Consider the following 14,639-nt stretch of genomic DNA (forward strand, 5'->3'; position numbering starts at 1 on the left):
GTGTTAGTCTACAAGAGTATTCCTTAATTTATTCAGGTTGTTCAGAAGGCGTTTGTTGCCAGTAAGTTTATCTGTTGTGAACTCGTCATAGATTCGTATGACGTCTCCAGGAGATGAGAAATCAAAGAATTTTATATCATACTTTCCATTAGAATATGGTTCAATCAATATTTGCTTTTGGTCAACTCTCAAACCGTGATCCACAGATCGTGAAAATATAAGTCTGTTGACTGATGTTCCAATTCTGAATTCATTGTTGAATCCTGAGTTCTGAAGTTCATCTAAGAAACAGCGAAGTTCGGCTAGAAACTTCCACTGATCATATGATAGCAAGTCATCATACATCTTGATCGTCTCATTCCATGAGTTCTCAAAGATTTCTCGAATTTTTTCTGTTCTCTTATCCATATTTGGGGCAGGGCTTAATGTCCATTCTTTACTCTCATAATAGGTCTGGATTCTGAGATTCTTTTCCATTTGCGATCAGCGTATATCCAAGTGTCTCCAAATACATTTTCTCCATCATGACCGCCAAATAGCACTGTTCTTTTTTGTTTTTCATCATAGACCATGGCGCTGTGGTTTCTTGGTGATGGACTAATACTCATTTCAATCTTATTCCATTCATTATTGAGGAACGACCAGGTTTCATCAATCCTTGATTTACCATTCCATCCACCGAAGCGTATGAATTTTCCCTCTGCTTCGTCATAAACCATGGGTGCATTAAACACTCCTGGCGGTTGACTAATTTCAAGCTTGACCCATGCTTCGCCATTCCATTGCCAGGTTTCGCCACCGGATTCGCCATATTGTTTATCAATGGTACTGCCTCCAAAGAGAATAACGGATTTGTCTTCAGGACCATAGGCCATAGAAATACCATGTCGTTCAGATGGACCTGCGGTTGAAATCATATGCCAATCATTGTCATGGAATTCCCATGTATCATTCAGCTTAATATACTTACCGTCTTGAATGTTGTAGCCACCAAATAGGACTACTGTATTTCGACTTTCGTCATATACCATTACAGCCTCAGCTCTCGGTGATGGGGCATTATTTGTAATGAGTTTTCCCCATTGCTTATTCTTGAATTGCCAGGTGTCATTCAGAAGGTTTTGAGGGTCAGTAGTCTTTCCGAATAAGACTTTGCTACCTCCAAACAGAATGAGCCGGTCATTTTCGCTGTCATAGATTAGTGGAGCAAAAGTTCTTGGTTGAGGGCCATCATTTGTTTCAATTTTCCGCCAATCAGTATCTTCCATGACCCATAAATCTGATAGCACTTGCTCTTGGTCGGCTCCGCCAAAAAGGTATGTGAGGGAGTCTTTGGCATGATAAGCCATAGAATGAGCATTCCTTACAGACAACTCGCTGCTCTGCTCAACAGATGATTTCTCTTTATTGGTGCTGTTCACACAACCCATCAAAAGAATGAAGGGAATTAGAATTAGGTGCGCCATGATTTTATGATTTCCAACCATTCTTAAATATTTTCATACACCTCTCTAATCAGCCTTTCTGTAGTTCGTTCCTTATTTTATTGCAACTAGTCAGTATAAAAGGAACTTAAAGGCATAGCGCTCCAGCCTGTTTTATGTAATTCCGAGTTGTTAAATGCAACAAGTTCTAATGCTCGAGCATTTTTCGCTCATAGCTAATAACAATAGTAAGACTAAAGGCCCCTTACGAAGCCTTTAGTCTATTTCTACTTCGCGAATAATTACTTGAGTTGGACTAAATGCGCTTTCCAGCTTTCTGGTATTTCTTCAATGCCATAGACCTTTAGGCCTCCTGCGTCAGTATCTGCAACGGTTCTAGTGAGTGTCTCGTTGATGAAGTCGTTCTCCAGCTTATACATGGCTCCTGTTGCTGGATCCACAATGAGCATTCCGATTACACCTCCAATGAGTATGTTTCCCCAGTACCAGCCGTCAACTTTGAACATTACTGGCACTATTTTTTCGTCATAACCAGGTGCTGAAAACTTTACTTGGTATGTCGCTCTTTTGAAGAAACCATCTCCAGCTTTCAGGTTGACTGTAGCAGGAGTTTGGCCTTTGTAAATCTCCATGCCTTTAGAATTGGTCACAGAGATTGAAGAAGCTGGATTACTGTTAATGCTTATCGGGTAATTGCTCTTACTAAAAATACTGGCACAGCCAGAAAACAATAAAGTGGTTGATGCCAACAGGGCAAGTAGGAATGTTTTTTTCATTTTGTGTTGATTAGATATTTTAACTTTTGCTTGATAATAGAGGTAAAATTAAGAACTGTACACTTATTCTTATAATAAACTGATTCTTAGTCTACCTTTTCGGAATAGTTAACAAAAAGCTTACCAATAAAAAAGCCCCTCTTGGCGAAGAGCTTTTAGCGATTTTGTACCCAGGGCCGGAGTTCCCGATATCCGCTTTGCCTGCTTGCCGCAGCCAAGCTTCATCGGGATAGCCTGCCTGTCGGCAGACAGGACTTCTCCTCCGACCAGTACCAACGAAAAAAGCCCCACGATGTGGAGCTTTTGTCATTTGGTACCCAGGGCCGGAGTCGAACCGGCACGCCCGAAGGCATTGGTGTTTGAGACCAACGCGTCTACCAATTCCGCCACCTGGGCTGGTGTTCTTGCCTGATTAGCGGTCTACCCCCCGAAGTTTCGGGGCCGCCACCTGGGCTAGTGTCATGCTTTAGTAACGGTCTACCTCCCGAAAGTTCGGGACCGCCACCTGGGCATTTCTGAATTGGGTGTGCAAAAATGGATAAAGATTTTTGATTATCCAACAAGCCAAGCCACGAAAATATCAATCGACTTGGATGAATTTTTTCAGCGAAAAAGCGATCGGTTTTGCGGCAAACTTGTTCTTCGTATTCGCCCATACTTCGGCAAACAAATCTGAGTGTCTATAAGCATTCAGGGCACTTTCATCTTCCCAATAACTGTAAGTAGAAAATACGTTGGGGTCATTGTAATCTTCGAGAAGTTCCAAATGGCTACAGCCAGGAAAATGCCTGATTTTTTCCTTCTTTTGATCGAAGAGACTAAGAAAGTTCTGTCTTTCTTCCGCCCTAAAGGTCATACGAACCACTCGAATTAGCATCAGTCTTCAAATTGTATGATGATAGGACTATCATATTCCAGTCCTAATAGTTGAGCGCCATGGCCTTGATTGATACCCAGCATTAATCGGCCGTTGGAATTAAAGGTGAAGAAAACTTCTCCTGGTTCGACATCGGAAATTTGACTGTTGACCTGGTTAGCGACATCCCTGCCAAAAGTGATCCGATAAGACCTATTTCGACTTAGGATATCAAAGTCGGTCCTTTCAATATTGGTCATTAGGTTGCCGTAATGATCCACATGAATAACATGGCCGGCAATTTCCTTCTTGGTAGCACGCGCTTTTCGCGCCATATATTGAACAAAGTTTTCGCAAGGCCCACCAAATGATCCAGCCGATTCTCCCATGGCTAATTTGGCGGTAATGGTTGAAAGCTTGGAAAAGCCTTCGTCAGCTTCCAGGCTAATCTCGTAGATTTCGGTTGGAGCCTTTTCACTAACTAAACTCATCACACCATTATTGGCACCTACAAAAACATGTTCTTCTATAAGAGCAATGATGTAAGAGGCGGGTTTTTGATTACTCTCGTTGCCGATCAAGTGAATTGTTCCTTTGGGAAACTCACGAAAAGTCGATTGTAACACATGAGACATGTGTGCTAGATCGAAAGGCTTGACCTGATGGCTGATGTCGATAATCTGCGCCTCAGGGTACGCTTTTAGGATGCCCGCCTTTGTAAACGCCACGTAATGGTCACTTAAGCCAAAATCTGATGTAAAAGTGATAAGGGTCATGAACGACTATTGGCGTTTATTCTATAATTTAGACGCAGACAAAATTATTGAAATTTTAAGCCTAGGCAATCACTAAAATCGCTTCTTACTATTGGTAGAAAAGCTCATCACACTTGAAAACATGGCTATGGTAGATTTCCTCGGTGTTGGGAATCGAAATATAAAGGAGGTAGCCTCAGCATTTCCCAAGAGCAAAATTGTGTCTCGTGGAAATGAAATTCTAATAAAAGGGAATGCATCGGAGATCATTCAAATCAATGACGTGATTCATGCCCTGATACAACACTATCATAAATACGGAAAGATTACCCGCGATAATGTGGAGGCTTATATTAAGCGTGAGTCGGAATATATGGCTGCAGATAGCAGTGATGATACCTTGGTATATGGAACCAGGGGTGCAGGTATCAAACCAAAAACAGCCAATCAACGTGCCTTGGTTAAGGCAGTTAAGGATAATGATTTGGTTTTTGCGATAGGACCAGCTGGATCAGGGAAAACCTTTATTTCTGTGGCCATGGCCGTGCGTGCTTTGAAGAACAAAGAGGTACAGAAGATTATCATTACGCGTCCTGCTGTGGAAGCTGGTGAAAACCTTGGCTTTCTTCCAGGCGATCTTCAGGAGAAAATCGATCCTTATTTAAGGCCTATTTATGATGCCTTGGGAGATATGATCCCCATGGAAAAGCTCAAGAATTATCAGGAGCATAATATCATCGAAATAGCTCCTTTGGCTTACATGCGTGGACGGACATTGAACAATGCCTTTGTGTTGTTGGATGAGGCGCAGAACACCACGGCCATGCAAATGAAGATGTTCCTGACCAGAATGGGGCCAAACTCTAAGGTGATTGTGACTGGTGATCGCTCGCAGGTGGATTTACCCCACCATCAAAAGTCGGGACTGTCTGAGTCTGTCAGACTGTTAAGTAACGTAAAGGGGATAGCCACCGTTGAATTAACCACTAAAGATGTGGTGCGACATAAGCTGGTAAAAGATATTATAAACGCATACGACAAAGAACAACCGAAAAGTGATAAGAGTAAAAAAAGTTGAGACTGACCAAGAGCTAAAAGAAGCTTTTAAGGTAAGAGAAGTAGTATTCATTGATGAGCAGGAATGCCCTCCGGAGGAGGAATTTGACGGCTTTGACGATGAGTCAATTCATTTTATAGCCTATATCTCTGGAGAACCTGTAGGCACCAGCCGTTACCGTACTACAGATAAAGGCGTGAAGCTAGAACGCTTTGCCGTCCTTAAAGAACACCGTGGCAATGGGGTCGGGAAACGCTTAGTGCAGACCGCACTGGGCCAAATTGAAACTACGATCGAACCGGGAACGCTACTCTACTTGCATGCCCAGGTTGATGCCATGCCGCTTTATGCGAGATATGGCTTCCAGAAAGAAGGCGAAATGTTTATGGAAGCAGGTATTAAGCACTTTCTGATGAAGAAGACACTTTGAAGTAAGTATTATTTAGTTTAAATTATCTAATGTGATATTAGTTAATTTAAATTGATTGATTTTTCTACTTACCCTCTCTTAAGACTTACATTTAGCTTTGCCTTAGGTATTGTCGGCTTTCATTATTTGGGAGATTCGGTATTTATTCCATGGTATGTCCTGATATTGGCTCTTGTCGCCTATAGCCTTCTGACAATAAGAAGTACTTTCAGATACCAGTCTATATTAGCTAGCCTGGCTTTTTTTATGCTCTTTGGATTGGGTACTCAACGCCTTTCTTACTACAAGGGCGAGTCCAAGCCAGATCATTTGTTAAATCAACCAGAAGCTATCCAAGCTTATAAGGCTGTCGTGTCAGGACCTCCCCAAGTCAAGGCAAAGAGTGTGAATTGTCAACTTGAGGTTTACAAGGTCTTAGTGGATGGGGCCTGGCGAACTGCCGATGGAATAGTCAATGCTTACTTGGACACACTTAAAGGAGAAAGTCTCAGCTATGGAGACTTACTTTTTGTTGAAGGAAAGCCCGCCAAAACCCTTCCACCAGCCAACCCTGGGGAGTTTGATTATCGTGGTTACTTAGTCTACAACAGAATTCATCATCAGCACTTTATCAGAGATCGGTTCAGTGTTATTGGTCACAGACCTACGAACTGGTTTGTAAGCAAAGCCAATTTTCTTAGAAATGAGAGCGTGAAAATCATCAATTCGCTCATTACTGAAGAAAGCGCCAGAGGAATTGTACTTGCATTGGTGTTAGGAGTTAAGGATGATCTTCAGGATGACGTCATTCAGGCATTTTCGGCTACCGGTGCCATGCACGTACTAGCCGTCTCTGGTCTGCATGTAGGAATTATCTACGCGATCATTTTTCTGTTGCTTAAGCGGCTTGGACTCTCCAAGCCAAAATACAAATGGTGGTTGGCAGCCATTAGTATCCTAACACTCTGGTGCTATGCACTGCTCACAGGGCTATCTCCATCTGTGCTTAGGGCGGTAACTATGTTCAGCTTTATTTCAGTGGGGCAGGCCCTCTCACGACACACTAATATTTATAATACCCTGGCCGCTTCGGCATTGGCACTATTGCTATATAATCCTTATCTGATCATGAGTGTAGGCTTCCAGTTGAGCTATTTGGCAGTTTTTGGGATCGTTTATTTACAGCCAAGATTATATGCGCTCATAGAAGTCAATCATTGGTTATTGGATAAGGTTTGGGCAATTACCTGTGTGTCCATTGCAGCTCAACTGGCCACAGCACCATTGAGTATACTTTACTTTCACCAGTTCCCATCTTACTTCTTGCTTTCGAACCTCTTCATTATTCCTGCTGCTTTCATCATCTTAATTTCAGGCCTTCTGTTATTGATCACTTCATTCATTTCGCCTTTAGCGGCAGTACTGGGTTGGCTGGTTACTGAGTTCATCTTGCTTGTAAACGGCTTGGTATTTTGGGTGAGTCAATTACCAGGTAGTACGGCCAAAGGCATCTATATATCGATTCTAGACACTTGGCTTATTTACGGCCTATTGACTTGTGTAATCTTATTTTTTGATAGGAAAAGGTTGGTCTACTTGAAGTATGGCCTAGGCTTGTCTCTGCTATTTGTAGTATCTCAGTTATGGCACTTTTCTAAATTTGCCTCTACTAAGGAGTTCAGTGTTATGGCGGTCTCAGGAAGTCAGGTGATGGACTTTCGAAGTGGCTTTAAATCTCACATGATTTCGGACTCTTTGTTTTTATCTGATACCGAAAGGCAGCGTTTTCTCCTGCACCCCAAAAGACTACTTTCAGGAAGTACGGAAAAAGTTGCTGATGATGGTTTTGAATTAACGATGGTTTCCACTCCTCTGGGACGTCTGATCAGCTTTGATAGACTGCGTATTCTTTGTTTGGATAGAAATGTGTTGAGTGGCATAGAATCATCGACTCCCATTGAAGTAGATTGGTTAATTTTAGGGAAAGATGTTCTGCAGAATCTAGAAGAACTGGATGGTAGGATTGAATTTGATGAACTCATTATTGACCCCAGTAACAGTTGGTATACCGATCAGAAGCTAGTGGAACAAGCAGGGCAATTGAAAGTAAAGTATCATTCAGTTCGTCAAGACGGATATTATAGTAGACAATGGAAGAACAAGAATTTGTGACCTATGCCGTAGCTGATCAAATCGCTACCATCACATTAAACAGACCAGAAAAACGGAATGCTCTAAATGCAAAAGTAGTCACAGAACTTAAGGAAGCTTTTGCACAGGCTGCTCAAGACACTGAGGCCAAAGTAATTGTATTGGCTGCGGCAGGAGATGCATTTTGTGCTGGAGCTGACCTGGCCTATTTACAAGAGTTACAGCAAAACACCTATGAAGAAAACCTTGCAGATTCAAACCACCTCAAAGAACTCTTCTATCAAATCTATACTCATCCTAAAGTAGTTATTGCCAGTATCCAAGGCCATGCCATTGCAGGTGGAAGCGGACTAGCAGCAGTGTGTGATTTTTCCTTTGCTGCACCGCATGCGAAATTCGGTTACACCGAGGTAAGGATTGGGTTTATTCCGGCCATTGTTATGGTGTTCTTGTTAAGAAAGATCGGGGAGGGTAAGTCCAAAAGTCTACTGCTTTCAGGGGAGCTAATCGATGCTCAAAAAGCAAAAGACCTGGGCATGGTGAATGAAGTGGTTGCACCCGAAGAATTGGAAGAAAGAGTAAAGACCTTCGCCTCAAAACTAGCTAGAAAGAACTCCGGTCAATCCATGGCAGCTACCAAACAAATGATCGCCCAAGTGCAAGCCATGAGTCTGGAAGATGGACTGAACTACGCAGCCGAACAAAATGCGCTGGCCAGAGCCACAGAGGATTGTCAAAAAGGGATAGCCAATTTCCTGAATAAACAGCAATAAAAGTTCAAGAATTGATTCATGGACCAACCGATTGATATACTTAAGCATTACTGGGGTTTCAACACCTTCAGGACCTTGCAAGAGGATATCATTCTGTCAATACTTGATGGTCATGATACCTTAGCGCTGTTACCAACCGGAGGTGGAAAATCTATTTGCTTTCAAGTGCCTGCCATGGCGAAAGATGGCCTTTGCTTAGTCATATCGCCTTTGATCGCTTTAATGAAAGATCAGGTCTATCAATTAAAGGAACGTGGAATTTCGGCAATTGCACTTCATGCCGGACAGTCGAAAAGGGAGATTGATCATGCTTTGGATAATGCAGTGAATTCAGACCTGAAATTTCTTTACTGTTCCCCAGAACGCTTAAAGACAGAGATATTTCAGGCCAGAATCAAAAGAGTGTATGAAACTCGTGGTATTTCCATGATTGCAGTGGACGAGGCCCATTGTATTTCACAATGGGGTTATGATTTCCGGCCAGCCTATTTAGAAATTGAAAAAATTCGTGAGCTTTTACCTGATACTCCGGTGATGGCACTCACCGCTACAGCCACACCAAAGGTTAGAAAGGATATTCAAGACAAACTGGCCTTCAAAAAGCCAAAAGTCTTCACAAAGAGTTTCGCCAGAGCAAACCTGTCTTATTCGGTTCGTTTCGAAGAGCACAAAGAGCGAAAGTTACTGGAAGCACTGAATAGAGTAGGCGGTTCATCAGTGGTATATGTGTCCACTCGAAGGCATGCCAAGGAAATCGCTTTAATGTTAAGCAAGCAGGGCATATCAGCAGATTTTTATCATGCTGGCCTTACTCATCAAGAGCGAAGCCAAAGGCAAGAAGATTGGATTCATAACCGTACGCGCGTTGTGGTTTCTACCAACGCTTTCGGTATGGGTATTGATAAGGCAGATGTACGTTTAGTAGCTCATATGGATTTGCCAGGTAATCTGGAATCCTACTATCAAGAGGCAGGGAGAGCTGGAAGAGATGAACGAAAAGCCTTTGCCTTGATCATCGCCAACCAAAAGGATATTGATGACCTCAGAAAGAAAACTGAGCAGTCCTTACCAGGTATAGAGTTGATCAAAGATGTCTATCAGATGCTCGGTAACCATTTTCAGTTGGCCAATGGAAGCCATCCCGAGACGAGTTTTGATTTTGATTTTCAAGAATTCTCAAAGCGCTTCGACCGGCATCCACTAGAGGTGTTTAATGCTTTGAAGGCTTTGCAAGAACATGGCCTGATCCACTTAACGGAAGCCTTTTTCAGTCCTTCCCGATTGATGTTTTTACTCGATCAGCGAAAGATGTATGAGTTTCAGGTTTCAAATTCTGGTTTTGATCCCATTGTTAAAGGACTCTTGCGCCTATATGGTGGGGAGCTCTATCATCAAAGCATCCAAATCCAGGAAACCAACATGGCAGCCCTCTTGGGTTCTTCGACCGATCAAGTGCGTGATTTATTGAAGTCGCTGGCCGAGCGAGAAATAGTAGATTATCAAAAACAGAAAGACCAACCCCAGCTGACCTATTTGATGCCAAAGCAGCAAATTGAAAAATTGCCAATCGATCAGAAAGCCCTCGAAGCAAAACGAAGGCTCAAATTGGCTAAAATGGAGTCAGTCATTGCCTATGTTCATGAACGAAAGCGATGTAGAACTGAACTCCTACTATCGTACTTTGGAGAAGAAGATTATGGTCAGTGCGGAATTTGTGACAACTGTATTGAGAATGCGAAGCACCGTGATGATGAAAAGGAGCGACAACATTACAAAACACAAATCCTAGAAAAGCTACATCAGTCTGATCAATTAAATGAGGAGAAGTTGGTGGAGGTCCTAATGCCTAAGGATAAGGAATTATTTCTGGACCTCTTGGCCGCACTAATCGATCATGGAGATATCCATTACGATGATTTTGGGCATTTAATTATCTCAAGAACTCATCATTAGGCCTCATGGGCTGCTGATAATTCATACATTTACACCATGAGTTTCTTCGACAACATTGTAGATAAACTGTTTAGTAAACAAAGCCCAAAAACTGCGTTTATCCATGAAGTGCTCAAGAGGTCTGATCAAGAAGTTTTAGGCTTCGAAAGATGGAAGAAAACCGAAGATGCCAAAAGCCTTCTGGCCGATATTGAGCGAGCATACTTCATGAAGAAACAGGGCATAGTTTCTGCTGTAGAAGTACACCTCTTGGATTCACAGTACGCCAATGGATTCGCCATTAGCTTTAACAAGGAATTCAGCAAGGAGACCTTTAGCCATGTATTTGATTTCTTAAAAGACAGAGGCTTGGAGCAAGGTTATAAATTGGCACAGGGAGATCGAAGAGTACTAGACAAGGATACCTATGAAGAAACCATAGAAAAATGGTATCTGAAGCCACTCACTGAGGTTGAGGATGGTGTCAGCGATCAGAAGTATGGAAATATTTTAATAGAGAAAACAGAGATAGACCGAAAGCCAAGTTACTTAAAGTTGATGGCCAATGTCTACCAAGATAGATTATACACAAAAGCAAAACCATTTTCAGAATTAATAGAACAGCTGTTCAAACCCATAGAAACATGAAAAGATTGATCTTATTAGCCTTCATTTCTTGCTTGGCAATGGCGAATACGCAAGAAGCATCAGCACAAGTTTTCTCCACTAAATTGAAGATTACAGTGCTCAATGATCTAGGTAATGTGGTCAAGGATGCCAAGGTAACCCTTTATGCGAGCGAGGCAGACTACAACAAAGAAGTCAACCCGGTGCAGCCTTATAAGCTCACGGATAGTAAAGGAAGAGTGACCTTCAAGAATCTAGAGACAAAATCATACTATGTCATCGTTCGTAAAGGTGACATGGACAATTCAGATGGAGGGGAGGTTATCAGCGAATTGTCCAAGGGTAAAGTGAATAAGGCAAACATCGTGATATCGGATGGCGTCTGAGGCTAGACGACTTTTAAGACAGGAATTAGACGCTTATAATAGTCCGTTCGAGGTGGAGGATGGTTTTCGTGAGCGAATGATTGATTTGCTGACCTACCCCAACTGCTTTGAGAGAAGCTTGCTTCATGCCCACTTCACGGCTTCGGCTTGGGTGGTGGATGAAGCGTTCGAACAAGGACTTTTGCTACACCACGCTAAGTTGGATAAATGGCTTCAATTAGGAGGGCATGCCGATGGTGTCGAAGACCTAAGACTTGTCGCCCAAAAGGAGTTGGAAGAAGAATCTGGTTTGAAACTGGCCAAGTTCTATTCAAAGAAGATTTTTGACATTGATATTCATACCATTCCGGAAAGAAAGGGCGTTCCAGAACATGATCATTACGATGTAAGGTTCTTGTTTGTTGGAGACACCAGCGAACCTATTCAAAGGAATCACGAATCAATGGATGTTGCATGGAAAGGCTTTGAAGCCATACCGGCTTTATGCAGTGGCAACGACTCTATTTTGAGAATGATCAATAAATGTGAAACAATAAGGACAAAAATGTGATTGGGAGTGTGATACCTTAGTCCATTCATGCGTTATATTTAAACTTATGAGTAACCTAAAGCGGCAGAACTACTTACTGATTACAGTACTCTTCTATGTCCTTTTTGCCATCATCTGGAGTTTTATACCTACCCATCAAGAGGTTGCCATAGCTCCGATTATCGAAAATGAAAAATCTGAAATCGAAGGTAGAGAAGATAGGCAGTCGAGGACCGAGTACGAACGTCAATTGCTTGCCAATCCTAAAACAGGTGAAATACCTGTAGATATTAGGTCCAAGGAATTGAGTTTTGCAGCTAAAAACTACCAAAACCAACTGCTGAATGGTCAGCGTTTTCAAAGAAGCAATAGTGGAGGAAGCAGTGCCCTTCAGTCTCTCAACTGGAGCCAGGTAGGCCCGAATAATTTTGGAGGTAGAACAAGAGCTGTTGTAATGGACATCAGGGATGAAAACACCTTGATCGCTGGTGGAGTTTCAGGAGGTACCTGGCGATCTACTGATCAGGGAGAAAACTGGATCAGGACTTCTCTGGCCGAAGAGATACAAAGTGTCTCTGCGATTACCCAAAATATTAAGGCTGGGCAAGAGGACATTTGGTACTACGGTACTGGCGAACTTGTAGGTAATTCTACCCGTGCGCCAGGAGCTCCTTTTCGCGGAAATGGTATTTATAAATCAATTGATAATGGGGTTTCCTGGAGACCACTCGCGTCAACTCAGTCAAATTCACCTGGGCTATTTAATTCACCATTCCAATATGTTTGGGATATTACCACCAATCCTAATGGCGCAGATGATGAAGTATTGGCTGCCATTTACGGAGGCATTGTTAGGTCGACTGATGGAGGTCAAACCTGGACAACGGTACTGGGTAACGATCTGCTCAATTTTCCTGTAGACGGAGATCTGAATGATGTTTCGGCAATTTTTTATACGGATATACACCGAACAGCTGATAATGTGCTAATAGCATCTCTGAGCAATGTCACTAATTTGGCAACGGTTGGTGCGCCTCAGGCTGGGGTCTATTCTTCCGTGGATGGTATTAATTGGACCTTATTGCTCAACCTGTCAAACAGTAATTCTCGAAGAATCGAAATTGGTTCATCCCAATCTGATCCTAATATTCTTTATTTCATAGCTGATCAGGGTCCAGACTATGCACTTTTTAGATACAACCTGGTGTCAAGGCAGTTGATCAACCTGTCGACTAATATTCCGGATGGATCTAATAATATTGAGGCGTATGACTCACAAGGTTCCTATGATATGTTCGTGTCAGTTCACCCAACTGATCCGAACGTTGTTTTCTTAGGAGGAACTAATATCTATAGGTCTACAGATGCTTTTTCTACCAGTAATAATATTACATGGATTGGGGGCTATGATCCAGAAGATAATGGGGCAAGCATTTATCCAAATCATCACCCCGACCAGCATGGCGTAATCTTCTCACCTTCTAACCCCGATAGAATGATCTCCTTCAATGATGGGGGAATATTTGTTACAGAAGATAGCCGCGCCACCGAGGTTACGTATACCTCTTTGAATAACGGCTTTGTGACCACCCAATTCTATACAGGGATATTCAGTAAATACCCGCCTGATGATTTTGTGATTGGAGGTACACAAGACAATGGGAGCATATTAACGAGGAACACTGCCATCAATTCATTTGACAACGGTACCCGAGTGATAGGTGGTGATGGTGCTTTTGCTGCTTCGACCCCAATTGGAGTGTTTTATTATATGTCCTTTCAGAACTCAAGAATTTTCAGGCTATCGCTAAATCAAAATTTCAATATCATTTCGTTTGCAAGAGTTGATCCTATTGGAGCTGGTACGGATCCTTCGCAGCCTTACCAATTTATCAATCCATATACGCTTGACCCCAACAATTCGAACCGGATGTATTTGGCAGGAGGCGATTTTCTTTGGAGAAACAGAAACTTATCTCAAATCTTGACGGGGTCTCAAACTACTACTTCAACGAACTGGTCTCGCTTAGACAAAACGGAGCTTTCGGATGGTACCATCACCGCTGTACAAGTATCAACTACACCTGAGAACATCGTTTACTATGGCACCTCGAATGGCCGATTGTTTAAAATCACTGATGCAAGCACAGAGGTCTATGAAGTGGAAGACATCACAGGAACCACATTCCCAAGAGATGGGTATATCAGGTCGGTAGCCATTGATCCGACCAACGCGGATGAAATATTGGTCTCGTTCTCTAACTATGGTATTCCTAGCATTTTTAGGTCTACCGATGGTGGGCAAAGCTTTGAAGATGTTTCAGGCAATTTGGAAGAAAATCCATCGGGAGAGGGGAATGGACCTTCGGTAAGATGGGTAACCATTGTGCCAATTAATGATGACTCCAAACTGTATATGGCCGCTACAAGTACTGGCCTCTATAGCACTACCCTGATCAACGGTCAGTCAACAAACTGGACGATCGAATCGGCAGAGGGAATAGGTAATGCGGTGGTTAACATGGTAGATTATAGGAGGGTAGATGGGAAAATAGTGGCTGCTACACATGGTAGAGGGATGTTTACTTCCAGAATAAGTAATGTGGTGCCACCAGAACCAGTCAGCGGTTCGGATCGCTTCGAAGTTGATGCAATTTTTCCAAACCCGTTCAGCGATTTGGTCACAGTTCGAGTAAATCTTCCTCAGACCAATTTTGTGTTGATAAGAATTTATGATTCCTCAGGAAACCAGATTAGGACCATTTCGAGTGGTTTGGGCTTTATTGGGGAGAATGAGTTTTTCTGGGACGGGACCAACACCAGAGGAAATCCAGTGCCTGACGGTGTATATTTGATCAGAATAACTCACCTCAGACAGAATACCGTAAGGCGGGTACTTTTAACAAGACAATAACCCTTTCAGGTGTAGTAAGCTTGCTTTAT

At 42.5% G+C, this 14,639-nt stretch carries 14 protein-coding genes and 1 tRNA gene; 9 read left to right on the forward strand and 6 right to left on the reverse strand.

Annotated features, from left to right (window positions below; all coding sequences use genetic code 11):
- Positions 1-3: 3 nt before the first annotated feature.
- From BFP97_RS18830 to BFP97_RS18855, 6 genes are all read right to left on the reverse strand, one after another.
- A complete protein-coding gene (locus BFP97_RS18830) occupies positions 4-477 on the reverse strand; it encodes a hypothetical protein (RefSeq protein ID WP_069843901.1) in 474 nt (157 codons plus the stop codon).
- Entirely contained in the window at positions 423-1,466 is a 1,044-nt protein-coding gene (locus BFP97_RS18835; protein ID WP_170827512.1) for a kelch repeat-containing protein, read from the reverse strand. Before BFP97_RS18835 ends, BFP97_RS18830 begins: the two co-directional genes overlap by 55 nt.
- A gap of 260 nt (positions 1,467-1,726) precedes the next feature.
- Positions 1,727-2,221: a hypothetical protein gene (locus tag BFP97_RS18840; protein WP_069843903.1), complete on the reverse strand. Its 495-nt coding sequence runs from the start codon at positions 2,219-2,221 to the stop codon at positions 1,727-1,729.
- A gap of 311 nt (positions 2,222-2,532) precedes the next feature.
- A tRNA-Leu gene (locus BFP97_RS18845) sits at positions 2,533-2,617 on the reverse strand.
- A gap of 184 nt (positions 2,618-2,801) precedes the next feature.
- A complete protein-coding gene (locus BFP97_RS18850; RefSeq protein ID WP_069843904.1) occupies positions 2,802-3,098 on the reverse strand; it encodes a putative quinol monooxygenase in 297 nt (98 codons plus the stop codon).
- Entirely contained in the window at positions 3,098-3,853 is a 756-nt protein-coding gene (locus BFP97_RS18855; protein ID WP_069843905.1) for an S-adenosyl-l-methionine hydroxide adenosyltransferase family protein, read from the reverse strand. The genes BFP97_RS18850 and BFP97_RS18855 overlap by 1 nt, the downstream gene beginning before the upstream one ends.
- Before the next feature lie 91 nt (positions 3,854-3,944).
- Here BFP97_RS18855 and BFP97_RS18860 point away from each other — a divergent pair, with 91 nt between their 5' ends.
- The 9 genes from BFP97_RS18860 to BFP97_RS18900 are packed head-to-tail and all read left to right on the forward strand — an operon-like array spanning position 3,945 to position 14,610.
- A complete protein-coding gene (locus tag BFP97_RS18860) occupies positions 3,945-4,910 on the forward strand; it encodes a PhoH family protein (protein WP_069843906.1) in 966 nt (321 codons plus the stop codon).
- A complete protein-coding gene (locus BFP97_RS18865; protein WP_069843907.1) occupies positions 4,888-5,319 on the forward strand; it encodes a GNAT family N-acetyltransferase in 432 nt (143 codons plus the stop codon). The genes BFP97_RS18860 and BFP97_RS18865 overlap by 23 nt, the downstream gene beginning before the upstream one ends.
- Before the next feature lie 51 nt (positions 5,320-5,370).
- Complete coding sequence (locus BFP97_RS18870; protein ID WP_069843908.1) at positions 5,371-7,470, forward strand: ComEC/Rec2 family competence protein; 2,100 nt, start codon at positions 5,371-5,373, stop codon at positions 7,468-7,470.
- Complete coding sequence (locus BFP97_RS18875; protein WP_069843909.1) at positions 7,449-8,222, forward strand: enoyl-CoA hydratase/isomerase family protein; 774 nt, start codon at positions 7,449-7,451, stop codon at positions 8,220-8,222. Before BFP97_RS18870 ends, BFP97_RS18875 begins: the two co-directional genes overlap by 22 nt.
- Positions 8,223-8,240: 18 nt before the next feature.
- The gene (locus tag BFP97_RS18880; protein WP_069843910.1) at positions 8,241-10,175 is read left to right on the forward strand and encodes an ATP-dependent DNA helicase RecQ; all 1,935 of its coding nucleotides are present in this window, start codon (positions 8,241-8,243) and stop codon (positions 10,173-10,175) included.
- 36 nt (positions 10,176-10,211) lie between these two features.
- Positions 10,212-10,802, forward strand: a complete 591-nt coding sequence (locus BFP97_RS18885) for a hypothetical protein (RefSeq protein ID WP_069843911.1) — start codon at positions 10,212-10,214, stop codon at positions 10,800-10,802.
- Entirely contained in the window at positions 10,799-11,167 is a 369-nt protein-coding gene (locus BFP97_RS18890; protein ID WP_083262663.1) for a carboxypeptidase-like regulatory domain-containing protein, read from the forward strand. The genes BFP97_RS18885 and BFP97_RS18890 overlap by 4 nt, the downstream gene beginning before the upstream one ends.
- Positions 11,157-11,717, forward strand: a complete 561-nt coding sequence (locus BFP97_RS18895) for an NUDIX hydrolase (RefSeq protein ID WP_069843912.1) — start codon at positions 11,157-11,159, stop codon at positions 11,715-11,717. The genes BFP97_RS18890 and BFP97_RS18895 overlap by 11 nt, the downstream gene beginning before the upstream one ends.
- Positions 11,718-11,763: 46 nt before the next feature.
- A complete protein-coding gene (locus tag BFP97_RS18900; RefSeq protein ID WP_069843913.1) occupies positions 11,764-14,610 on the forward strand; it encodes a FlgD immunoglobulin-like domain containing protein in 2,847 nt (948 codons plus the stop codon).
- Positions 14,611-14,639: the final 29 nt, after the last annotated feature.

The organism is Roseivirga sp. 4D4, assembly GCF_001747095.1.
Lineage (GTDB): Bacteria > Bacteroidota > Bacteroidia > Cytophagales > Cyclobacteriaceae > Roseivirga.